Below are 20,519 nucleotides of genomic sequence, written 5' to 3' on the forward strand. Positions count from 1 at the left end.
TAAATTATCCTTTGTTTTTTTCAATGACTCTTAACTTCGCACTTTGCGAACGAGAGTTTTCTGTTATTTCTTCTAAACTTGGTAAAATTGGTTTTTTATTTACTAACTGAAACGGGGCTTTTTCCTCTTCGATTGGTAAAATCGGTAGGTTCTTCGGTGCTTTTTCAACTGTACTTTGTTGTTTAAACATCGTCTTCACGATTCGATCTTCCAATGAATGGAAAGAAATAACACTTATTCTTCCACCAATCGAAACCACTTCAAACGCTTGCTCCAAAGAATCTTCTATCGCTGCTAATTCATCATTTACAGCAATACGAATTGCTTGAAAAATTCTCTTAGCAGGATGTCCACCTTTTCTTCTTGCTGCTGCAGGAATACTATCACGAATAATATCCACTAGCTCCCCAGTTGTCTCAATTCTATGTTGGGCACGAATGCGTTCAATATTACGAGCAATTTGTTTTGAAAACTTTTCTTCTCCATATCGATAAAAAATTCTCACTAACTCATCATAGCTCCATTCATTAACGATTTCTTCTGCAGTTAACAGAGCACTTTGATCCATTCGCATATCCAGTTTAGTGTTTTGATGATAGCTGAATCCTCTCTCGATTTGATCAAGTTGCGGAGATGAAACACCTAAGTCATATAAAATCCCATCTACTGTAGAAACTCCTAGTTTTCCTAGTTCTTTCTTTAGTTGACGAAAATTTGCATGAATAAAAGTCACTTTTCCTTCTTCTACTTCTTTAGCAAGACGAACTTTTGCATATTGAATGGCTTGCATATCTTGATCAAAGCAATAAAGATGCCCTGTCGTTAATTGGCTAAGTAAGTATTGACTATGTCCCGCACCACCCAGTGTACAATCTACGTAGATTCCGTCTGGCTTAATGGATAATGCATCTACCGTTTCATGTAGCAATACAGTGATATGTTTAAACATGGTCCCTTCCCTTTCTAAAAGCCAAAATCAATCATATTTTCGGCCAATTCTTCAAAATTCTCTTCTGTTTCAGCAATATATTCTTGCCAACGTTCTTCGTTCCAAATCTCAATACGATCATTATTTCCGATAACGCGACAATTTTTTTCTAATCCCGCATACGCGCGAAGCGTTTGAGAGATATTCACACGGCCTTGCTTATCAAATTCCACTTCAATCGCAGCAGAGTTCATAAAACGAGTAAAAGCACGCGCATCTTTTTTAGACTGTGGCAAGTCTCGTAATTTATTCTGAATGAGCTCCCATTGTTCGAGAGGATAACCGTATAAACAGCCATCAAGTCCGCGTGTCACGATAAAGGTGAAACCTAAATCTTCACGAAACTTAGCAGGCACAATCATACGTCCTTTTGCATCAATAGTATGTTGATATTCACCGATTAACATGCAGACTCCTCCATTCCAATAATTTTAGTAACCATAGTTTACCACATTCCACCACTTTTCACCACTTTTTTATCAAAAAAAGTTAAAAAAATTTTTTCCTCCCCCAATTTATGTTTTTAAAGCAGAAAAAAGCTCTTTACACTTTCCGCGTAAAGAGCTTAGAACTATTGATTTTATGCAATTATTTAAAGAATCTTCCCACTTGTACTAATAAGACAAGCAATCCAAAAAATAAAAACGAAATGGAAAATAATTGGTGGAGGAAAGGTCTAAGAACTAGTTTCCCTCTTTTTAATTTGAAATATAATAATGCTAACCCAATAAGAGCAAAACCTAATGTAGCAAAACTAAACCAAGAATAACCATAGGCATTCACACTAGTGGTATGTAATACCAACAACAGCATTGGTGTCATAATTTCACGAATAGTTATGAAGCGAGTCTCATTATAGAAGATTCGATTTCCAAAAACGACCGTGAAGCCCACGAAACTTAAAATAAATACTAACCATAGTACGATTTCAAAAAATAACATTGACTCACCTCCATCACTACTAGTTTACAATAGATTTCTTAAAACACATAATAATTTCTAATGTATCAATTTTGATACGTATCATAAATGATACATTTACACTTTTACAGTTTAAAAAAAGAAAAAACCTTAGACAGCTGTCTAAGGTTTTGTAACGTTTATGATTATGCTTCTTTAGAAACAACTTCTTTTCCGTCGTATGAACCACACTCAGGACAAACGTGATGGCTCTTTCTTAATGCTCCACATGATGGGCATGCGCTCAATCCTGGAACTTCTAATTTGAAGTGAGTACGACGTTTTGCTTTTCTCGCTTTTGATGTTTTACGTTTTGGTACTGCCATTTTTGTACACCTCCTAATCAATCTTCTTTACATAATGCTTTTTACTTCTCAGTCTCATCCTTTTCGAAGAAAGACTGTAAAGACGCTAGCCTTGGATCAACCGATTGTTCTTTTTGTTGTTTGCGTCGCTCTTCAAGAGCTTCTTGCGTCACAACCTCCCAATCATTTCCTGAAGGCATTTTATCTTCACTCAATTCCTCTTGCGATAAGACTTGTAAAGGAATTGAAAGTAAAATATGATCTTCCACAGCGGGTTCAAGGTCAACCCAATCACCATCAAGAGGCATCACAATTTCTGTTAGCTCTTTCTCATCAACCGAGAGATGGGACGGAATGTATCTTTCCACAATATCTATGTGGAGTGGAACTACCACTGGCTCTAAAGACCTGGATGAAGGAAGTGTGATATCAACATCGCAAGTAAATTGCGCTACAACTGATTGGCTTTGATAAACAAGAAATCCTTTGATGTGTGCTGGCGAAACAGCAAGAATGGAATCATCTCGTTGTTTTAAAGCCTCTTCCACATTAATTTCTGTATCAAAGTAAGTTGGAGTCCCTTGAGAATCCTGAAGCTGTTTAACTGATATTTTCACAATTTTCACCCCTAAAGCAACATACTGAATTATACTAGTTTATTGAAAGTTTGTCAAAGCTTTTTACTTTACAGTGTGTGTCTGAATTTTAGTTATAAGTATGTTCTGAAAAAAGATTAAAAATGAAAGGAATTAAAATATGAAATCATGTGTAAGGTATCTTTCAACCTTACATTTATATTATACAATATACGACCGTTCAATGCAACAATTTTACTATAAAATAATATATTTTTTTCAAAAACAACTCCTATAAATAAAGGTTTGTAACTCTTCTTCATTTTTTATTCAAAATGAGTATGTCTTATATTTAATATTTCCGATCCAAATATTTTGTTACACCTTCATTTACAATTCTTACACTTTTGATTTTAGCTTCATTTTGTAAATTCTTCTGTAAAAAATCTGTCACATCAATTTTTTCTAGCCTTTCTATTTCTTTATACTCTTCTCTCCAAGTTCCTGAAAACAGTTCTTTTAAATTTCCTTCCTTATATACATCTATAATTACTTTTGCTAATGTGATTGCTCCAACTGAAGACCAGTACATTTTTCTATTTTTCATTCTATTGGTAATTTTACAATGTTGAGATTCAATTACACCAATTGCATCTATTTGTATTCCTCTATTTTCAGGAGGATTAGTATACTTAAAATAGTTATTCAACTGCTTCTTGAAAATTAAAAAACGTTCCATTACTACAGGATTCAAAATCAATGATTCTAACGTATCTAGTATAACATTCATTTTCTTTTTATTGTGTCGATAAATCGATTTTTTGAGTTCTCTTATCAACTCATAATTACTCACTTGAAAAGATAAATAGTTAATTTCCTTTTGAATATGATAAGAATCCCAAAAGTGTTCATGTTTCGCTCCAAACCATTTTGCAATTTCATTAAATACAGTTGCACCATAACCTCTTCCTAAATCAGAATTTGTAATAAATACTGTTTCTGAATGACATTGATAGTGATTGATAATATACTGAATGGTTTCTTCCATAGTAGAGTGGGTGCTTTCCGTAATGATTTCCTTCTTATTTTTCAATCTTTTTCGTTTTCCATATTCTTTTTCGATCCCTTCATGAATAACAACATGAGACATATCTTTTCTGTTTTTTTTACAGTGATTTGTTTTTACAGAAACGCCATCTCCTTCTATATATAAGATATCGATTTTTTTATTCCCTTCTTCTTTAATTTCATTAGCTTCAAATTCTGATTTTTGTTTATATAGTTCATTTGCTGCTTTTATGCCTTTTAGAACAGTATCTTTTGTAATGTAAATATGTTTAAATTTTTCTATTAAAAGTGCAACTTGCCTGTAAGGGATAATTGAAGCTAATTCTACTATTTCACGTAAAAGTTTTATGGAATACCGACTATACTTTTCTAATTGAAGGTACTCATCGATTGGATATTTATATTCTCCATTTTTTACATAACAACGTCTTGAAATACATATTTCTCCAAATGAAAAAGCAACAGTCCTCTTTGCAGTTTTTACGTATTTATAACCTTTAATCAGCATTTCCTGATGAAACGTGCCTTCTAATTGTTGGATATGATTCAGAAAATAATTCTCGTGCATTGAATAAAGCTCTTCACAAAATTGTTCTTCATTGAATTTCATTTTATACTTCCTTTTCTATTTCATTCAATCAACTTATTATTGTAAAACTTAATAATATCTTTTTAAACCATTTCTTGCTCCTGACGTTCCAACCGCCACCACCACTACTCGCAAGTTCAGAACTCGTAAACGAGTTCTTTCATAAGGTAGATTTTTGTATCAAAAATCTTTAGCACCTTTTGCCATTTTGGCAAAAGGTTTTTATAGCTACGCCTTTCCGAAAAGTCAAGTGCGCTGTCGGCATAAATTCCCTCGCTTCGCTCGGTCAGACATTTATACGACAGCTACCTTGACTTTTCTTCTCAAGGCTACGCTTTTTCAGAAAGTGTAAGGTTCAATTACAAAACGAAAGAAAGAAGGTTTTAAAATGGAATACTGGAAATTAAGAAATGAAAAGGATAAAGCATATTTAGTGGTTTATGGTTCTAGAATGTCATATGGGCTTGAAAATAAAACGAGGGTTTTTACAGACTGTAATAGTTTTGACAGTTTAGAAAAAGCTTATAATTTTGCTAATAAACATGAATTTTCAGAAGTACTTGAATGGTTTAAAGATGATTTTATGGTTAAAGAGTTTGTTAGAGAATATTATACAAAGAAATGGAATAACCAAGAATGTGTATTTCTCTTTAAAAACTTTTTAAAAAATGAATACCAGTTTTTTACTGATATTTATACATTAATGTTTTTAGTAGCTAAGTACAGTTTGGTAGTTAAACAATTCAATTTTTTATCTGATAATCACAATTATTATTTAAAGCATGTTTTCAATCCGGTTTTCTACGATAGATTATGCACACAACAAGGATATAAAAGAATTGGTTATGTTGATTTTGAAAAAGGGATATACAGATGAGTAATATTTCAACAGAGAATCTGAAGAAATATGGTTTTGAAAATTAGAAAGGAAGATTTAATAATGCAAGAATACAGAGAGTTAGCAAGCAGATATTATGCTCATTTAGAAATGATACAACACGGAAAAGAGATTACATTGTTAGATTGGAACGGTCATAAACTGACCGTTCGCAGATATGGTAGATGGTTAAGCGGACGAATCTATAAAGGGTTTGTAATTATCAAGAAAAAAACAATTAAAGAGTTAGACGATTTAGCAAGTATTATGCAGGAATTATGCGAAATGTAAAGGAGATAATATTATGTTTATAAAACAAGAGTTTCTAAAATCTTATAAAAATAAAGTAACTAATAGGTATTTTATACAGGTAGATTTAAATGATATTAATTTTTTACAGGCTTATTTTGCAAATAAATTTCAATTAGAAGTTAATCAACAAGTGAAAATAGGTTTGGACATTATTAATGATATTTTAGATAGAATTAATAGAGTTGTTGACAATAACGAACTAGCTATTGAATTATTACCAACGTTAGAAACTTTATCTTTTGGTAATAAAGAGTATAACAAATTATACTTTGAGGAATTAGAGGTGGTTAAGACAGGTTTACTTAAAATAAAAGACGATTGGAATGAAGAAGAATATAATTACTTTTTTGACTCTTATACTAAACAAACATTTAAAGTAGCAATAGTAGAAACCTTATCAAGAATTGTAGAAGTGGAAGCCTTTGATGAGGAAGAAGCTAGAGATACAGTTGAAGATGATTATAGATTAAAAAAGATTATTCTAACTGCTGATGATTTTGAATACGTTGAATTTGATAATTTATAACTAATTATAATAACCACATTCGTATCTCTCGTGTACGATTGTGGTTATTATGGTTCACAAAAAAAGCAGCCTCGCTCACCACCCCCTCCCGCTCGGCTTGAACAGACTAATGGATCATAGATCCATTAGTCCTATGAACGGTTCACTAGTTACACTACTGAACCAAAAGAGTTTTCTAGAAAAATGTTTGCGTTATCGTTTTAGTTTAATGAACGATTTTATCTAATAATTTTTAAGAATTTTAAATAAAAGTATTGACTTACATATATATAAGTGTTATTATATATATGTAAGGTAAATAAGTTTAGGGGGTATCTTAATTGTTTAATAAAGGACGTTATAATTCATATAGGAAACGAAGTTTTTCTTTATCAGATACAAAGAGAAAAGAATACGCAGAAAATATGAATTTAATTAAAGAGTATTTTGACGATAATCCGTCTTGGAGTATTTCATATCATTTAGATTCTGCATATCATTACTATGAACAATTCCAATTAAGATTATCAAATCATTCTGCAGATAATATGTATCATGATCTTAACAGTTCAGAACGTCTGTTAGTAAATGTAAAATGTTCTAAATTAGAGTTTATTTCTACTATAGAAAATAAAGTAGATACTATTGTTAGGTTTTTAAACACTCTTGAATTAGATAGGTATAGATTTATTAATATTGTTGGTTTTAACGTCAATTGTTACTTAAAAGGGTACAAAACAAAAAAAGAAAATTATGATTGGAGAGGTTAATTATGCGAATTGCTTTTGATATTTACGAAACAGGAGATAGGTTTGAAAATCAAGGAATAGAATTAGGTTATTTTGATATAGAGTTTCAGTCGTTGTTTTTAAAATTGTTAGAAAAGTATGATATCGACATAGAAAAGGTAAAAGAATATATAACAAGTTATTTGTATGATAATGCTTCAAAAGAGATTATTTACGCTAAAACATATCGAGAAGGAAAAGACTGGTTATTAGATTATACATTAAGAATTAGTTGTGAGATCCCTTTTAAGGGGTTTAAAAAAGAATTGAATGATATTGTCTTATATACAAGTAGTGATTTTAAATCTTATGCTTCTGACGATACTGGTATTAGTGATATAAAGCCTATTATTAAAGGAATTAGAGAAAAATCATTAAGTAAAGAGAAAACTTATGACTGGTTAGATGAAAAATGGAAACAAGATATTATTTCAAGAGACCTGTATCATAAATTATATCATTTAGTATATACTGTTAATTTTGATGATTTTTCTTTTGAAGGCATTAAACAAACATCAGGAAAATATTATTGTACGGTAGCAGAAACTATAAAAGAAAGATTAGAGTTTTACGAAGATAATTTAGGAGACGATTTTGAGGAGTTCTTCAACACTCTAGATGAGGAAGAAAGAAACGCCTGCTATCCTATCAATTTAGTAGGTTAGTATTTTAGAGGGATCTATAGATCCCTCTAAAATTAAAAGAAAGGAAAAGCTGAAATGGAATATAAATTAGAAAACTGGCAATGGAAACTATTGAGTGAATTTGATGATATTCAACTTGATTTTATTAACTGCGGATTTTGGGAAGATGGCACACCATACGCCGAAAAACAATGGAATAATTGCGAAGACTCTAAACTGGTTTTAAACGTGAAGGACGATAAAGCGTTTGAATGGTATGTAGAAGTTGCGAACGGAGTTAAATTTTGTCAAGAGAATGAAATTCCTGAAGAATTACAAATTAATACAGATGATTGGGATTATTACAGAAACATCAAAGAATCGGTATTGAATACTTTAGCGAAATAGTAGAAATGAGGTCTAGGACAGATTATATGAGAATTAATAATGATATTAAAGAATTGATAGTTAAAACTATCCCAAAATACTACCCTAGCGAGGCATCGTTTTATAAAATCAATGGAATTAAATTTCCTGATAACAACTGGCAAAAATTTAAAACTGGGGAAACTAAAATTGAGAGAATCGGTTCGGCTAGAGTATTTAATATGTTAAATAGGTTGTTTACTTCGTATGAATTAGCTCTAATAAGTGAGGCACAGCTAGAATACTCATTTGATAGAAATAAAAAAGAATTTAAAGATATAGAATTTTACGAGTATTTTGATATGTTTAAAAAGGAACATTTGAAAAAATGGATAAAAAAATATCCTGATACACTTTGTGGGCAAGTTGACAGAACAACAACAGCTAAAGGAGACTATACACCTAGCTTTTTACATATCTATCTTGATGATACAATTTGTAAAATGAGGTTTAGACATACAGTTGCTAAAGTTCCAGCAGGACATAAGAACAGGTTTGAATGGATACGAGATAACTTAGACAAATTAATATAAATAAAAAACTACACTCGATTGAGTGTAGTTTTTATTTCGTTTCATAAAATTGATGCTTGACTTTTTGCCAAAATGGCAAAAAGACTGGCAAGAAAATTCTTGTCAGTCTTTTTTGTCCTTGTCTTTATTCTTGGATTGTTCTTCACGCCACCGCTGCAAATTTTTTGTTGCGATTCTTCCTACTCTTTCTTTTCGTTGATTCGTAAGTTCTTGTGCTTTTTTGGCATTATAAATACCATCAATACTGTTACGATGAACTTCATCAACGATAGAGGTTTTCCCTAGGTTTAGCGTTTGGGCTATTTTAAGATAAGATAAACCTTCATTCCTCAATTTTTCAATTTTTTTCCTTTGAGAATAGGTGATTCGTTTAATCTTCTTATCTTTCTTTTCTTGCAATATTTCCACCCCTTTCACTTCCACTATAAACTTCTATCGTATTCTTTCTGCATCGTTTTTTGTTGACTTTTTTCTAGAAAATCAGTTCTAGTTTTTTTTAATTCATTTTCCCATGTAGTTGTCAACACCGGATAAAGTACTTTTAGTATACCCTTTTTATCGTTTTCTCTCAACTCTTCAAAGTCAATGAGAAATTGTTTTCCTTCGTCTGTTTTTTCAGAACAAAAATACACTACATTAATATTAGGTAATAAATCTATACGGTCTTGAATACATTGTTGCTTTTCTTCTTTAGAAAGAGTATCTAATGATACTAAATGTGTATGGTTTAATACGCCTTTGTGAAGTGTCCAAAACTCTAATAATTGATTGATTTCTTTAAAAGCGATCACACTTTCAGGATTTCCTAGAGAAACACTAAATGTATTAGAAGGAAGGCTATTTTCTAATCGCTGATATTCTCTAGTCGTTTCATTCCATTCTAACGCTCCTATTGTTTCTTTATATCGATTGAATACAAAAACTGGATTCCCTTCAGGCGTTGATCGTAATAGTCTTTTATCCATTAAATGTTCAACAATTTCAGGGGCAATATATTTCTTGTAATAAAAGTCTCGAATTGCTTCCTTGTCAGTCTCTTGATAAGGATATTGAAATTTAATTCTTTTTTCCGTTCGAGGTTTAAGCATCTTTGGTTTATGAAGTAACATATCATTCCAATCCTTTTGAAACGTAATAACTACTTTATGTTCGTTATTAGAATAGTAAGTGTATAAATTTTCTACACTACTTCGATTAGCATACTTTATAGATTCTTCTTTCGACGTACTTCCTTTTATAAACAAATCTTGAAGAGCGGTTGGAACGTCTTTACCTTGAATATCTTTTGCAAGTGTTATTAGTTTTTTCTCAAATTCTTTACTTGAATAACCTTCGTTATCTTTCTCATCTTTTGTCGTAAAATATCCTGTAGATTCCTTATGATAAGAACGATTGTTTAATTGTCCGCCATTTTCATGTTTATGAATAGCTATCAATAAATTTTTATCTACTTGGTATTCTTGAGATACACTCTCATATATTGGATAGAGTTTGTCTAATAATTCATATCGTTCAGGAATAATCGATTCCACTTGATACCCCATAATAGAAAATATTTTTTGTGTTTCTTCATAGAAAAGCGTTCCTGCTTTATCGTTATCTGTTCCTATGTACAAATGACGTGGTAACGATCCAAAATATTCCTTTGTATTTTCCATAAACGCTTTTAATACATTTTGTTTTACTCCGTCCATAGAAACAAGTCTTACATTCTTTAAGTCTTTATGCAGCGTCCAATAACTCAACAAGTCAATTGGTGCTTCAAACACGTAAAGTTCTTTTGGCGTTCCTAGCGTAACATTAAAACCAAACAATTCCGAATTTTTTTCAATATATTTTTTTGGCAATGGATTTCCATTGTCGTCAAATCGTTGAACAGTAGCTTGTTTAGTTGCTCCAACACGTTTCCCATCTTTTAATCCTGAATCAATCCAATCAAAAATTACATTGCCGTATTTATCCTCATGAATATATCCTTCTTTAATAAGTTGTTCTACAAGTTTTGAATCGATTCCCCTTTCCTTTGTTAAATAATTTTTCACACGATAAGTAGTTGGATTATGTTCAATCGAATAGACAAATGGTTCTTTCTTTACTTCTACGGGTTCTTTCTGCAGACTGACTTTCCCTTCTCTACGAAACTCCAATAATTTTTTTACAGCTTCTTGAAAGCTTAAACCTTCAAAGTGTCGTATAAATGTAATTATATTTCCACTTTCATTAACTGCATTATGGAAAAACATATTTTTTCGTGTGTCTACCACCACACTATCACTGCCATTAATCGATAATCGATACTGATGTCCTTTCCGATAAGTAAATTCTCCTATACCTGTCACGTCAACATAATCAACGATTGATACTTCACTTGCATTTTTAATCGTTTCTTTTGAGTATCCTTTACTCGTCATTCTCTCATCTCCTTTCTAACCTTTTGCCATTTTGGCAAAAAGTGAATACAAAAAAACAACTAAAGTCCTCTTCCGTAATCCTGACCTAGTTGTTGATTCATTTCTTTTTCTTCAGTTAATTCTTTCAAGAAGGCTTCTCGTTCTAATTTCATCTCTGTTAAAAACTCTTGCTTTGTTTTCTTTGCAAGCTGTCTTAGTCCACTAACAAAAGCAAATTTTGCTTTTATCATAGAAGAGGTAAAACCTTTTTTATATCGTCCTTCTTGTTTATTATTCATCTTTGAATGATTATATTTTGAATGCATCCTTCGTTCCTCTAACGTATATTGTCGCATTTCATTTAATAATCCATTTCCAACATGTGCATACAGTTCTTTCCATTTTTCCTTTTCGAAATTCTTTCCTTCTTTATTATTTCCATATAATCGACTTCTAAATTTAGATTCCTCACGAATAGCTTTAGTAAATTCTTCCATAGCTTCAGGGGTCACTTTTTCAATCAACTGTTTTGAAATTGAATCAATTTTCTTTCGATAAGGTTTCATTGCATTCATATTATATTTCCATGTACGCAAATCTTCAGGCAATTCTTTCATGAGTGTTTTACATTCTTTAAAAATAGAATGATCATTCAACATTCCGTTTTGTCTAATGTTTTGATTTATTTCCTTTCTCATTAAAAAAGATATACGTGTTAATTCTTGTGTACGATCGACAATAGAATTCGCAAATGTGCTCTTTGCATTCCATAATGTATGCTTCTGAAATTTCCCTTTTCGTTCTTCATATACCTTTCCATTTTTATTTTGAAATGTTTCTAATTTTCTTGAAGTCTGTTCTTCAGCTAATGCTACATGAATATGAATGTTGTCCGTATTGTAATGAATTGCAGCTGTCCATATCATTGTGTCATTAAATTTTTCCTTCTCTTGTATCACAGAAATAGATTGACGAACAGCTTCACGAATTTTCGATTCGTTCAGTATCCCATCTTCAGATAATAGATTTTGTTCTTTTAAAAAATCATTGTCGAATGAATATACAATTTGCCAAAGAGGACTATCATTCTTCTGTGCTTTTGTAAATTGTTCTTTAATCGTTTTTAACTGTTCCCTTGATAAACTATTTTCCTCTCGATTAAAAACACCTGAAGATTTATCAGGATTCCCCATGTAGTCAGTATATTTTTCAAATTCATTATTTTGGATATATGCTTTCGTTTCATCACGGTCAATATAATTAATAAATTTTGAAAAGTCTTTTCCTCTTGCCGTGACAAATTTCATTTTTAATACAACCGCTGGTATCATTCTATCCCCTCATCAATAGAACGATTATTTTTTTTCTGACTAAAATAATCAATCTGTTTTTGAACTCGTTCATTCGATAATCGATAAGCTCTTGATTGCCAATCAACTGTATCGTATAACTCGTCTTTGTCGAAACGTCCTTCTAACATAATATGGTTCAAGAGGTCTAATACGATTTTCATTTCTTTATCAATGTATCCGGTTCGAACTCTAATAGGTTGCAATTGTGCAAGTAATCCCTTTATAACTGCATTAGTAATTCGATCTTCTGATACTCGTATTCGTTCTGAATTTAGATATTGCTCACACAGAAAATCAATTGCTTCTCCTTTATTCCTTAATTTTTGATTTTCTACAATCTGTTTTAAAACTTCATCACTCGAATTTTTAATTCTGTTTCGTATTTGAATGGACATGTTTTTTACCTCTTTCCATTTAATCTTCCTCTTCATCTCCACCTATCAAATTAAGAAGTTGTAACATCACTTCTGTATTTTTTTCAATTGTTTGGATCATAACTTCTTGTGCTTCTAAATATTTTTTTCTGTATTCGAGCACCTCATTTTCTTCTGCAAGACTGTTTAATTTGTCTAATAAATAAGAATTAAGCGAAGGATAATTATTTCTTTTTGCTAATTCTTTTAACTTTTCAATTTTACTTTTATCAATTCCACGAACTTTAATTTCATTCATTGATTATAATTTTCCTTTCCATATAATTATTATTTTTATTTTTTATTATTCCTCTTATTCAATTAATTGCACTTTTCAATATTTACCTTTTCTAATAAAACCGGTCGGAACGACTGGTTCATTTCTGTTTTTTGAGCTTGCGAAAAAAACAGCTTTTTTTGTGAAGAGCATAAGGGGTTTTGTCCCCAAATTCTTGGGGAATCTTGCAGTGCAAGATAAACCTACGGGGTCAAAAAACAGGTAATATACTCACTTTTGAGTACAGTAGGTTCTCAAAAGTGAGTACACTAAAAACGTTGTTATATCAATGAAAACTCTAGTTTTCGGATATTTTCCTATTTTTTTGTTTTTGTCTATTTTTCTATTTTTTGAAATTTTTATCGCTTAAAAAAATACTTTTTTAAGTCTCAGTTTTTTATTTTTGAATCCCACTTTTCCTAAAGTGAGATTGAATATTCTTTTTTCAAATCGTCTAATTTCTTTTGAAGTAAATGTTCTTGTTCTTCATATTCTTTTTTTATTGACTCTAATTGTTCAATTTGTTTTTTCAAAGTCTCTTGTTTTTGACGAATGGTTTTCGCTTGTGATTCCCTTCGTTCTTTTTCTTTTTCTGTTTTGTATTGAATATCAGTCATCAATTTTTTAATTTCATCTTCATGTGTTTGTATTGATGCTTGATACTCTTCTTCCTTTTTTGTTACATTGGTTTCTATGTTTTTCTTCACATTAGATATTTCATAAAGAGCCCCATACACTTTTGCATAACCTTCTGTTGCTCGAAAATCTTTTTCAGAAAATATATTTTCTTTATCGTTATAGTTTGATTGATGATTAAAATACATCAATGCTTGTTGAGAGTTATTCTTTGCTCCTACTTTCAATCGAATGGTTGTCCAATTTTTAGGAAGATTTTTGACCGATAATAAGTAGTAATACTCTGACCCTTTATACACTTTCACTTCACTGTTTGCTATCGACATATCTTTTAATTGAGGGATAATATCGATTTCTTCAGGGATAACTGTTGTACTCTTTTCAGGGTCAATCGCAATTCCAATCACTACTTCATTTGACGATTCGTTAACATATTTTTGTGTCCATTGGTACGCAACATTATTCACAACAATTGATTCATTCGGTTTTGTTTCTACAACTTCTTCCTGTTTTTCAAAAATTAATCGCGACGTCATGAATCCAATAAATAAAATACAAAGGATACTAAAAGTGGTTAAGTACTGAATCGATTGATTCGTACTTAACCACAACCTAATTTTTTTAATGACTTTCATACACACCTCTTCCTTCTAATCAGACGCATGCACATGCGCCATTCTTACATCGTCAATTACATGGTTTGTAACTGTAATAAAGTAATATGGATAATGTGGTTCATGTGTTCCCTCACGGTCTGACATTTGTGTTTCCACGATTACCATATACATATCTCGATAACTTAAATTTTGATACATTGTCACTTTATTCACGACAAAATTTAAAACTTTATTGACTTTAATTCTGTCTTTTATATTCGCATATTCAGATTTATAAAGATCTTCTTTTACATTAGCTTGGATACTTTCTAATAATTTAAGTCCTTCTTCATTGCTCGAATGAATAGCTCGAACATATTTTTCAATCAATTGTTGATCTTCTTCTTCCAATTGAAGAGTTGTCTTTTTGTTATAAGGTATTTCTGTTGTTGACGAATTGATTACTTCTGTTTGTGCTACTTCTGAAGTAGTTGTTGTTGAACTAGGTTCATTTGAACCGGAAGTTAATCTTCCTAAAAAGAAAACTCCACCAAACAAAAAAATGATAATCAAACCAGCTAAAATTTTTTGTTTCATAATTTTCACCTCTTATTGAAATAAACTCATTGGGTCAAAAAAACCGTCCCATGGTTCAGTACTCACGCCTAAATGTAAGTGTGGACCAGTCGACCAACCTGTTGAACCCATATTCCCAATTATATCCCCTTTACTTACTTTATCTCCTGTGTTAACTGAAATAGAAGATAAGTGATAGTAATGTGAATACAAATTATCTTCATGTTTGATTAAAACCATGTTCCCTGTTCCATTTTTATTTCCTGAATCGATGACTACACCGTCTCCAATTGCTCCAATTGGTTCATTTTGATTTCCGCTCTTTGGAACAAAATCTACTCCATTATGTGTATTTTCTAACGGCGTTCCATCTTGTAAAGTTAAACTTCTATGATTTCCAAATGGACTTGTAATAATATAATCAGGAATTGGAAATTGATATGTTCCACTTCCAGCAATCTGAATTTTGTCATTTGTTTCTTCCTCTTCACCAAAGGTTAAGTACTGATTGACAAGCTCTGGGTAGAAAAAATTACCGCCGTTTAAATATAAATATTGTTTCCCAAATTTTTTAGAAACTTCGTTTACATAGGGATAGGTTTCTCCATTATAATTCCCTAAAGAGGGGGCAACCACTTCTCGTGAGTATTGTTCTGATTTTTCTAACGAATAATCTTTTCCATTTATATGAAGCCAATCGATAAATGCATTTCCATAATTGTATCCAGCTGCAGCTACTAACACATTCATTCCATACTTCTTTGTTTTCTCGTATGCTCGTTTAAAAGCTTGAACACCAACTCTTATTGATTCTTCAGGATCTGTAATAGTATTTGGTGCTAATCCTTGAGATTCGCTACTTTGCATGACATCTCCACCATTACCATTACTTTCAACTTGTATGATCGCTAAAATAACGTTCGCTACTTCAGGTATTCCCTCTTCTTCCGTAATTTGTTTCACTAGTTTTTCATACGATAACACTTTCTCACTCAATCCTTTACGACTTCTCACATTGGTTTTAGTGGTAGAAGAAGAGGAATTAGACGTTACAACTCCTGTAATAGAAAATACGATGATAAAACAAATGAAAACTGGAAGTAGAAGTAAAGTCATTCTTATAATCCATTTCTTCATACCTCTCACTCCTCTTCATCCCTATCAACTCGTCCGCCACCTTTAAATAAGGCTAATTCATTTTTAGAAGCGTATACGCTAAACTCATAGTTTGCCCCACCATCAATATTTAACAAACATTCTCCTACACCATAGCGTACTAGTCGTTCTAATTGTCCTTGACGAATCATTCCGTAAGATAATCGTTTTAACCGTTCGATAGAATCCGGTGGCATTTTGAAATAGAATCTGTTTTGAGAGAATGAAAAAACTTCTTTTAACGCAATAGCTTCCTCTGAAGAAACGACTTCAGGAGATAAACTATTAATCGATTGTGTCGCAAGAGTTACTCCAATAAACAACTTTCGCCCTTCACGCTGAAGAGTATTAATAAATCTTGTTTGTCGTATGTTATCCGCATTAATCTGATTATGGCATTCATCTATAATTAATTGCCCTCTAATAGCATCTTCAAATTTAATAATCCCTTCTTCTACTAGTCGTTTTTGTTTTTCTCCATTTCTTATTAATTCCGCCCACATGGAACTAGAAGCAATAAAGACTTGTGCATTTGTAATTCGTGGATCTAGTTTTCTAAGTCCAGTAATATCATAAAATACAATCTGTTCATCTTGTACATTAGAAATAGTTGTATATTGGTTAAACAACTTCCCATACTGATTCAAGAGTTTTTCGATTGTAACTTTGATTTTCCCATAGGCTTCTTCTTCAACTTTAGAAAAGTTCTTTTCTTCACGTAACAACTTCTCTTTTAATAATTCTTGAAGGTCTTCTAGGCGAGGATAAGTCGTTGCTGGATTTCCAGTATAAGGTATTCCATTTCCAAATCCTCTTTTTTGATACAATTGTCCTACTAGATTTTCAAAGCAGTCTATCTCTTCCGCAGTCGCTTCAGGTTTTAAGATAGAATACCATGTAGCTAATTTTGAAATGTGTTGAATATAACTAGAAGAATCATCGATGTTTCCTTCCTCATCAACGCTAGTAGGAAATACTTCAAATACATTTATTGTTCCTTTTGTTCCATCTAATGTAAGTACTGTTCCATTAAAGTACTCTACTAATGTCCGATATTCTCCTGAATAATCAAATCCCCTAAGCATAGTTCCGATGGATGCCCAATGTGTCATAATCTTTTTAAGTAAGGTTGACTTCCCTGAACCCATGCTACCTAAAATAATAGAATTATAATGCACGCGATGGACATTATCGACTTCAAAGGCATCCCAAATAATCTGTCCATTTGTAAAACTATCTCCTATATACTTTCCTCTTGCGTCATGTAAAAATACATGGTTTGCAGGAAATGTTGTTCCAATATTTCTAGAAGGAATATCTCTTCCAATTCGTTTGTTAGGTAGTTTTCGCTGACTAACAGCGTCTAAGTACATTGATTGCCATTCTTCCTTTTGTTCCATTAAAAGAGTTGTTGTTTTAAAACTATGACGATCTAAAACGGATTTTGCGTCCTTTAATCGTTCTTGTAGCTCTTCTAATGTGTCCGCATGCAAATTGATTCTAAGGGTCATATACTTCACTACTTCTTTTGCTTTTCGCACAGCGATTCCTAATTCTCTCAAATCTTCAAATTGTTCTAAGGCAATCATTGAATCGTAAGCGTCTTTCTCATTGACATATCTTGAATACTGTTCTCTCATTGCTTTAGATAGATTTTTTAATGTTTCGTCATCTTCTTTACTAGAAAAGTCCTTTGTCACAATAGCGTTAGGAATATTGAAGACTTCACTTAACCAAAAGCCATTAATTTCAGTTGGTAATTTATAAACATATAAAGTTGTAGAGTACCCTTCTCCGGTTTTAATATACGTATCTTTAAAGACAATTCCCCCAATTGGTTGAATATTGCAAAAGAACTCTACGTTGTACCCTTCTTTTTCATACTTTGTGATTCCTTTAAATCGATTATCCTTTTTGATTTCCTTTTCAACTGATGCTGAAGGATTCGCTAATCTAAATAATACAATTCGTTTTTTATCATTCGTGATTGGATATACGTTTAACTGTCCACTATACCGGAACATATCTTGACGATTTTCTTTCAGTTCTTCGATTGTTTTTCCATAAATGAAAATGAAGATTTCTTTATTATTGCTATCTTCATTAAAGACTTCCATTTCTGATAACGATTCATTTAATCGATACCGTTTGACTTCATCTGTTGTTTTATTTAATTGCTTACGATAGTATCGTTGCTGTGAAGATGTATCAATTGGTATATTCATCGATACGACTTTATAAGGCATTACATATAGCAATGATAATGCTTCATATAGATGGACAATCTCACTAATTTCAGATTGATCCATTCCCATCAGATTGTATCCACCTAATTGTAAGATATCCATATATCCATCTTTTAGACGGATAAATCCACCTTCTGATTCATTTAGAATCCCTTTTACTGGTAATACATCAGTCGCATAAAGAACTCGTTTTGTAGTAATTCTTTTGTTATCTTTTTTCTTTCCAAAGAAACTCCTTTTTTCTTTCTTTTGTGTTGTATCAAATCCCATATGTTCTCCTTTCTATTATTCATAAAAGACCTAGGTTAGTCCCCTAGGTCTTGGTACTCATTTAATACACCTTCTTCTTCAAGCATGTGATAGTAGTTTTTATCTCTCTTTAAAATTAACCATATCACTTGATATCTGCGTTTATCAGGGTTCATTCGATTGCGTTTAATCGACCAAAAACTGATAAAGATACAAAAAACAATATAAAATGGTTGTAAAGGTTGATAAACGGCTGGAGAAAGCATATAAAACAATAAGCCAATCAATAACATAATGAAGATATCATTCAAGGTATACTCACCTATGATTTTAACTTCAGGAGTTAATGATTCTATATTTCTTTGATTCATTTTCTATTCTCCTTTTCCAGAAGGACGTGTTGGGTGATCCTTTGTTTTATTTTGATATTTTAAATGTGTTGTTTTATATCGTGGTGCTTTCAAGGTTACAGAATCATTTTTAGTATTTTTTTCAGAAGTTGTTCTTCCCATCGATGGTTTTATATTATATCGTCCTTGTACATTATTTAATCTTTCTCTTCTTTGTTTAGCTTGTTTTATAGATTCCTTAGATGCAACTAAAGGACGTGTTGGAGAGTTTATATCCTCGTTATCTTTACGATTATTCGGATCGGAAACACCATATTTTTGTTGGTTTTTTCTCGCTTGTTCCTCAAATGCTTTTTCCTTCTCGTTTTCCTTTTGAACGCTTGGATTAGTCGTTACAGTAGGTTCATTTGTCCCTGAACTTTGTTCAGTAACAGATGGAGTATCTTCTTTTTCTTTCATCTTATCATTTACAGCTTGTTCAAATTGATTGCGTTTTGAAGAATCAGAACCATTTTTTTCTTTCTTAGAACCACCAGAAAGGATATCTGAAAGTTTATCTTTCCCTTTTTTCCCAGCTTTATACGTTGCTGAACCAACTTTTCCAAGTCCTTTTCCTACTAACACTCCAGCCTGAAGCATTCCAAACGCTCCTAATGTAGTCGATTTTAACCCAGCGTCATATCCAGTTAATTCTTGAATAATCACTGGACCATCTATAACCGCTAACGCAACCCCCATTTGTGCAATGAGTTTTGTAAAGCCATTAATATCTAACTGATTAATTGCCCCGTACACAATTCCAAAAAGATAAATCATATATGAGGATAGGACTACAGTTAAAAGTACATTCAGCACATTCTTGATAATCTTTTTGATTCGTTCTCCGTTTTCAATATCGGATAAAGCAAATATATTAATTAATGTGTAGCTGTAAATCATTTCAAACAATAGTTTTGCTACTTTTAAACTAGTCATTACATATACCGCAATCAAAATGATTAATCCTAATGCTATCATAATGAAATCATATTTATAGCGGTAATAGCCTTCTGTTTCTTTAATCAGAAACATTTTACTTAGCCCTTTAACTTGAATTTCTCCAGCTTCGTCCATATCTAGTTTTTTAGCAAAAACTTCTTTATAGTTTTTCAACTTATTGCGGTCAATAACTTCATTGATATTAATATATTGAATATTCTCTTTTGTGATGGTAGGACGTGCGGAATCAAGTTTTCCGTCATTTGCTGCATCAACCTTATATAAGTCAGTCATGTTTTTAGAAACGACTTCATAAACAACTGTTGCCTTTGTATCTCCACTAAAATTTGTTGCTATATTTGTGGCACTATCAGACACTAACGTCATTATCGTGCTAGAGCAAACTAGTATTAATACTCCGAACAGGAAATTGCGAACCCCTTTTGATAATCTCATTTCTGGATTCAGCATATACCTAATTCCAAAGTAGGCAATCGCAACTCCACCTACTGTCCATGCAACAGGAGAATAGTCTTTTACGATTGTTGTAATTTCAGAGTTTTTCAAAACATCAAATATCTTGAACAATTCAACGTATACCCCTGAAATACTTTCAGCAATCCACACAATAATTTTTAATAAGCCCCAGAGAAGAAAGCGAATAAAATCTAAAAGGAAATTACTTAACTCTAAAAATGGAGATAGGCTTTCTAGTGTTGCTTTTATTTCTTCTACTGTCATAGATACTCCTT

General features: G+C 31.8%; 24 protein-coding genes. 7 read left to right on the forward strand and 17 right to left on the reverse strand.

The annotated features are described in order from the left end of the window. Window positions 1-4: 4 nt before the first annotated feature. The 6 genes from rsmH to ACO5V7_RS06155 form a co-directional block, all read right to left on the reverse strand. Entirely contained in the window at window positions 5-949 is a 945-nt protein-coding gene (rsmH, locus tag ACO5V7_RS06130; protein ID WP_485485473.1) for a 16S rRNA (cytosine(1402)-N(4))-methyltransferase RsmH, read from the reverse strand. A 14-nt stretch (window positions 950-963) separates the two neighbouring features. Next, window positions 964-1,395 (reverse strand): division/cell wall cluster transcriptional repressor MraZ, encoded by a 432-nt coding sequence (gene mraZ, locus ACO5V7_RS06135; RefSeq protein WP_039848828.1) that lies wholly within the window; start codon window positions 1,393-1,395, stop codon window positions 964-966. Window positions 1,396-1,576: 181 nt separating this feature from the next. Further along, complete coding sequence (locus ACO5V7_RS06140) at window positions 1,577-1,930, reverse strand: hypothetical protein (RefSeq protein ID WP_485485474.1); 354 nt, start codon at window positions 1,928-1,930, stop codon at window positions 1,577-1,579. A gap of 164 nt (window positions 1,931-2,094) precedes the next feature. Beyond that, window positions 2,095-2,274: a 50S ribosomal protein L32 gene (gene rpmF, locus ACO5V7_RS06145; protein WP_005605990.1), complete on the reverse strand. Its 180-nt coding sequence runs from the start codon at window positions 2,272-2,274 to the stop codon at window positions 2,095-2,097. Between the two features lie 41 nt (window positions 2,275-2,315). Further along, a complete protein-coding gene (locus tag ACO5V7_RS06150; protein WP_485485475.1) occupies window positions 2,316-2,870 on the reverse strand; it encodes a YceD family protein in 555 nt (184 codons plus the stop codon). Between the two features lie 310 nt (window positions 2,871-3,180). Beyond that, on the reverse strand, window positions 3,181-4,506 hold the full coding sequence (locus ACO5V7_RS06155; protein WP_485485476.1) for an ISLre2 family transposase: 1,326 nt from the start codon (window positions 4,504-4,506) through the stop codon (window positions 3,181-3,183). A 367-nt stretch (window positions 4,507-4,873) separates the two neighbouring features. Here ACO5V7_RS06155 and ACO5V7_RS06160 point away from each other — a divergent pair, with 367 nt between their 5' ends. The 7 genes from ACO5V7_RS06160 to ACO5V7_RS06190 all read left to right on the forward strand — a co-directional run bounded on the left by ACO5V7_RS06160 (window position 4,874) and on the right by ACO5V7_RS06190 (window position 8,549). Next, a complete protein-coding gene (locus ACO5V7_RS06160; RefSeq protein ID WP_485485477.1) occupies window positions 4,874-5,362 on the forward strand; it encodes a hypothetical protein in 489 nt (162 codons plus the stop codon). Between the two features lie 63 nt (window positions 5,363-5,425). Beyond that, window positions 5,426-5,653 carry a hypothetical protein gene (locus ACO5V7_RS06165; protein WP_485485478.1) on the forward strand — a complete coding sequence of 76 codons (228 nt, stop codon included), beginning with the start codon at window positions 5,426-5,428 and terminating at the stop codon, window positions 5,651-5,653. 13 nt (window positions 5,654-5,666) lie between these two features. Continuing rightward, entirely contained in the window at window positions 5,667-6,200 is a 534-nt protein-coding gene (locus ACO5V7_RS06170) for a DpnD/PcfM family protein (protein ID WP_485485479.1), read from the forward strand. 320 nt (window positions 6,201-6,520) lie between these two features. Beyond that, window positions 6,521-6,949, forward strand: a complete 429-nt coding sequence (locus ACO5V7_RS06175) for an anti-CRISPR protein AcrIIA5 (RefSeq protein ID WP_485485480.1) — start codon at window positions 6,521-6,523, stop codon at window positions 6,947-6,949. Window positions 6,950-6,951: 2 nt separating this feature from the next. Then, a complete protein-coding gene (locus ACO5V7_RS06180; protein ID WP_485485481.1) occupies window positions 6,952-7,632 on the forward strand; it encodes a hypothetical protein in 681 nt (226 codons plus the stop codon). A 54-nt stretch (window positions 7,633-7,686) separates the two neighbouring features. Then, entirely contained in the window at window positions 7,687-7,998 is a 312-nt protein-coding gene (locus ACO5V7_RS06185) for a hypothetical protein (RefSeq protein ID WP_485485482.1), read from the forward strand. A gap of 26 nt (window positions 7,999-8,024) precedes the next feature. Continuing rightward, the gene (locus ACO5V7_RS06190; protein ID WP_485485483.1) at window positions 8,025-8,549 is read left to right on the forward strand and encodes an anti-CRISPR protein AcrIIA6; all 525 of its coding nucleotides are present in this window, start codon (window positions 8,025-8,027) and stop codon (window positions 8,547-8,549) included. A gap of 102 nt (window positions 8,550-8,651) precedes the next feature. Here ACO5V7_RS06190 and ACO5V7_RS06195 read toward each other — a convergent pair whose 3' ends face one another. From ACO5V7_RS06195 to ACO5V7_RS06245, 11 genes are all read right to left on the reverse strand, one after another. Continuing rightward, window positions 8,652-8,972 (reverse strand): helix-turn-helix domain-containing protein, encoded by a 321-nt coding sequence (locus ACO5V7_RS06195; protein ID WP_485485484.1) that lies wholly within the window; start codon window positions 8,970-8,972, stop codon window positions 8,652-8,654. After that, window positions 8,972-10,960: a DUF3991 domain-containing protein gene (locus tag ACO5V7_RS06200; protein ID WP_485485485.1), complete on the reverse strand. Its 1,989-nt coding sequence runs from the start codon at window positions 10,958-10,960 to the stop codon at window positions 8,972-8,974. Before ACO5V7_RS06200 ends, ACO5V7_RS06195 begins: the two co-directional genes overlap by 1 nt. A 59-nt stretch (window positions 10,961-11,019) precedes the next feature. Beyond that, complete coding sequence (mobP2, locus tag ACO5V7_RS06205; protein WP_485485486.1) at window positions 11,020-12,270, reverse strand: MobP2 family relaxase; 1,251 nt, start codon at window positions 12,268-12,270, stop codon at window positions 11,020-11,022. Further along, window positions 12,267-12,686, reverse strand: a complete 420-nt coding sequence (locus ACO5V7_RS06210) for a hypothetical protein (protein ID WP_485485487.1) — start codon at window positions 12,684-12,686, stop codon at window positions 12,267-12,269. Before ACO5V7_RS06210 ends, mobP2 begins: the two co-directional genes overlap by 4 nt. A 19-nt stretch (window positions 12,687-12,705) precedes the next feature. Beyond that, a complete protein-coding gene (locus ACO5V7_RS06215) occupies window positions 12,706-12,963 on the reverse strand; it encodes a hypothetical protein (RefSeq protein WP_485485488.1) in 258 nt (85 codons plus the stop codon). A 437-nt stretch (window positions 12,964-13,400) separates the two neighbouring features. Next, window positions 13,401-14,252: a hypothetical protein gene (locus ACO5V7_RS06220; RefSeq protein WP_485485489.1), complete on the reverse strand. Its 852-nt coding sequence runs from the start codon at window positions 14,250-14,252 to the stop codon at window positions 13,401-13,403. 15 nt (window positions 14,253-14,267) lie between these two features. Then, the gene (locus ACO5V7_RS06225) at window positions 14,268-14,810 is read right to left on the reverse strand and encodes a hypothetical protein (RefSeq protein WP_485485490.1); all 543 of its coding nucleotides are present in this window, start codon (window positions 14,808-14,810) and stop codon (window positions 14,268-14,270) included. A 12-nt stretch (window positions 14,811-14,822) separates the two neighbouring features. After that, complete coding sequence (locus tag ACO5V7_RS06230; RefSeq protein ID WP_485485491.1) at window positions 14,823-15,926, reverse strand: lysozyme family protein; 1,104 nt, start codon at window positions 15,924-15,926, stop codon at window positions 14,823-14,825. Between the two features lie 5 nt (window positions 15,927-15,931). Further along, the gene (locus ACO5V7_RS06235; protein WP_485485492.1) at window positions 15,932-18,460 is read right to left on the reverse strand and encodes a VirB4 family type IV secretion system protein; all 2,529 of its coding nucleotides are present in this window, start codon (window positions 18,458-18,460) and stop codon (window positions 15,932-15,934) included. A gap of 35 nt (window positions 18,461-18,495) precedes the next feature. Beyond that, on the reverse strand, window positions 18,496-18,810 hold the full coding sequence (locus ACO5V7_RS06240; RefSeq protein WP_298729653.1) for a DUF5592 family protein: 315 nt from the start codon (window positions 18,808-18,810) through the stop codon (window positions 18,496-18,498). Between the two features lie 3 nt (window positions 18,811-18,813). Next, a complete protein-coding gene (locus tag ACO5V7_RS06245; RefSeq protein WP_485485493.1) occupies window positions 18,814-20,508 on the reverse strand; it encodes a pLS20_p028 family conjugation system transmembrane protein in 1,695 nt (564 codons plus the stop codon). Window positions 20,509-20,519: the final 11 nt, after the last annotated feature.

The organism is Granulicatella sp. (assembly GCF_057274575.1).

What these genes read in the sequence shown, in the direction of transcription:
- rsmH (WP_485485473.1), bottom strand. Translation starts at nt 949, where the DNA reads ATGTTTAAACATATCACTGTATTGCTACATGAAACGGTAGATGCATTA.
- mraZ (WP_039848828.1), bottom strand. Translation starts at nt 1,395, where the DNA reads ATGTTAATCGGTGAATATCAACATACTATTGATGCAAAAGGACGTATG.
- ACO5V7_RS06140 (WP_485485474.1), bottom strand. Translation starts at nt 1,930, where the DNA reads ATGTTATTTTTTGAAATCGTACTATGGTTAGTATTTATTTTAAGTTTC.
- rpmF (WP_005605990.1), bottom strand. Translation starts at nt 2,274, where the DNA reads ATGGCAGTACCAAAACGTAAAACATCAAAAGCGAGAAAAGCAAAACGT.
- ACO5V7_RS06155 (WP_485485476.1), bottom strand. Translation starts at nt 4,506, where the DNA reads ATGAAATTCAATGAAGAACAATTTTGTGAAGAGCTTTATTCAATGCAC.
- ACO5V7_RS06160 (WP_485485477.1), top strand. Translation starts at nt 4,874, where the DNA reads ATGGAATACTGGAAATTAAGAAATGAAAAGGATAAAGCATATTTAGTG.
- ACO5V7_RS06165 (WP_485485478.1), top strand. Translation starts at nt 5,426, where the DNA reads ATGCAAGAATACAGAGAGTTAGCAAGCAGATATTATGCTCATTTAGAA.
- ACO5V7_RS06170 (WP_485485479.1), top strand. Translation starts at nt 5,667, where the DNA reads ATGTTTATAAAACAAGAGTTTCTAAAATCTTATAAAAATAAAGTAACT.
- ACO5V7_RS06180 (WP_485485481.1), top strand. Translation starts at nt 6,952, where the DNA reads ATGCGAATTGCTTTTGATATTTACGAAACAGGAGATAGGTTTGAAAAT.
- ACO5V7_RS06185 (WP_485485482.1), top strand. Translation starts at nt 7,687, where the DNA reads ATGGAATATAAATTAGAAAACTGGCAATGGAAACTATTGAGTGAATTT.
- ACO5V7_RS06190 (WP_485485483.1), top strand. Translation starts at nt 8,025, where the DNA reads ATGAGAATTAATAATGATATTAAAGAATTGATAGTTAAAACTATCCCA.
- ACO5V7_RS06200 (WP_485485485.1), bottom strand. Translation starts at nt 10,960, where the DNA reads ATGACGAGTAAAGGATACTCAAAAGAAACGATTAAAAATGCAAGTGAA.
- mobP2 (WP_485485486.1), bottom strand. Translation starts at nt 12,270, where the DNA reads ATGATACCAGCGGTTGTATTAAAAATGAAATTTGTCACGGCAAGAGGA.
- ACO5V7_RS06210 (WP_485485487.1), bottom strand. Translation starts at nt 12,686, where the DNA reads ATGTCCATTCAAATACGAAACAGAATTAAAAATTCGAGTGATGAAGTT.
- ACO5V7_RS06215 (WP_485485488.1), bottom strand. Translation starts at nt 12,963, where the DNA reads ATGAATGAAATTAAAGTTCGTGGAATTGATAAAAGTAAAATTGAAAAG.
- ACO5V7_RS06220 (WP_485485489.1), bottom strand. Translation starts at nt 14,252, where the DNA reads ATGAAAGTCATTAAAAAAATTAGGTTGTGGTTAAGTACGAATCAATCG.
- ACO5V7_RS06225 (WP_485485490.1), bottom strand. Translation starts at nt 14,810, where the DNA reads ATGAAACAAAAAATTTTAGCTGGTTTGATTATCATTTTTTTGTTTGGT.
- ACO5V7_RS06230 (WP_485485491.1), bottom strand. Translation starts at nt 15,926, where the DNA reads ATGAAGAAATGGATTATAAGAATGACTTTACTTCTACTTCCAGTTTTC.
- ACO5V7_RS06235 (WP_485485492.1), bottom strand. Translation starts at nt 18,460, where the DNA reads ATGGGATTTGATACAACACAAAAGAAAGAAAAAAGGAGTTTCTTTGGA.
- ACO5V7_RS06240 (WP_298729653.1), bottom strand. Translation starts at nt 18,810, where the DNA reads ATGAATCAAAGAAATATAGAATCATTAACTCCTGAAGTTAAAATCATA.
- ACO5V7_RS06245 (WP_485485493.1), bottom strand. Translation starts at nt 20,508, where the DNA reads ATGACAGTAGAAGAAATAAAAGCAACACTAGAAAGCCTATCTCCATTT.